The following is a 982-nucleotide window of genomic DNA, read 5'->3' as shown; positions in this document are numbered from 1 at the left end:
CGTAGTCCGGATTGGAGTCTGCAACTCGACTCCATGAAGTCGGAATCGCTAGTAATCGTAGATCAGAATGCTACGGTGAATACGTTCCCGGGCCTTGTACACACCGCCCGTCACACCATGGGAGTGGGCTGCAAAAGAAGTGGGTAGTTTAACCTTTCGGGGAGGACGCTCACCACTTTGTGGTTCATGACTGGGGTGAAGTCGTAACAAGGTAGCCCTAGGGGAACCTGGGGCTGGATCACCTCCTTATACGAAGATACTCACGATAAGTGTCCACACAGATTGATTAGGTTTAGAAAGTTAGAGCATCTTAGTGTCCCGTTCGTCTAGAGGCCTAGGACACCGCCCTTTCACGGCGGTAACAGGGGTTCGACTCCCCTACGGGATACCATCTTTAAGCGTTCTTTGAAGCCAAAGCCGATGAGAATATTTAAAAATGGTTACTTCGTTATGAAGTGATTCGCTCTTTAACAATTTGGAAAGCTGACTGATTGATTACTTACGAGTAATTCAATCAAATTTAAAAGTTCTCAATGTTTACCTTTATGGTAAACACAACAAACACATTCAAGTGTCTTGTATTCGATTCAAACTTGTTTGAATCACATTGAGTCCGGCAAACAGTTATCAAGAATTAACCCTTCTTGATGACAACCAAAAACCTTGGTTAGTTGCCATACACAAGACCCTTTCGGGTTGTATGGTTAAGTGACTAAGCGTACACGGTGGATGCCTTGGCAGTCAGAGGCGATGAAAGGCGTAATAACTTGCGATAAGCCCAGATTAGGTAGTAATAACCTTTTGAGTCTGGGATTCCTGAATGGGGAAACCCACTTACATAAGTAAGTATCCTGTTGTGAATACATAGCAAYAGGAGGCAAACCGGGGGAACTGAAACATCTAAGTACCCCGAGGAAGAGAAATCAACCGAGATTCCGAAAGTAGCGGCGAGCGAAATTGGATTAGCCCTTAAGCTTTTAAT

Annotated in this window: 1 tRNA gene and 2 rRNA genes; all 3 read left to right on the top strand. The window is 44.6% G+C overall.

What is annotated here, in order from left to right:
- Positions 1–249: ribosomal RNA gene (locus L4C44_RS22750) — 16S ribosomal RNA — on the top strand; the annotation flags it as partial.
- 66 nt (positions 250–315) lie between these two features.
- Positions 316–391: transfer RNA gene (locus L4C44_RS22745), tRNA-Glu, on the top strand.
- A 311-nt stretch (positions 392–702) separates the two neighbouring features.
- A 23S ribosomal RNA gene (locus L4C44_RS22740) occupies positions 703–982 on the top strand; the annotation flags it as partial.

The organism is Vibrio satsumensis (assembly GCF_050337435.1).
Taxonomy (GTDB): Bacteria; Pseudomonadota; Gammaproteobacteria; order Enterobacterales; family Vibrionaceae; genus Vibrio; species Vibrio satsumensis.
The sequence above is the reverse complement of the archived record's forward strand: the minus strand, read 5'-3'. Positions and strand labels throughout refer to the sequence as shown.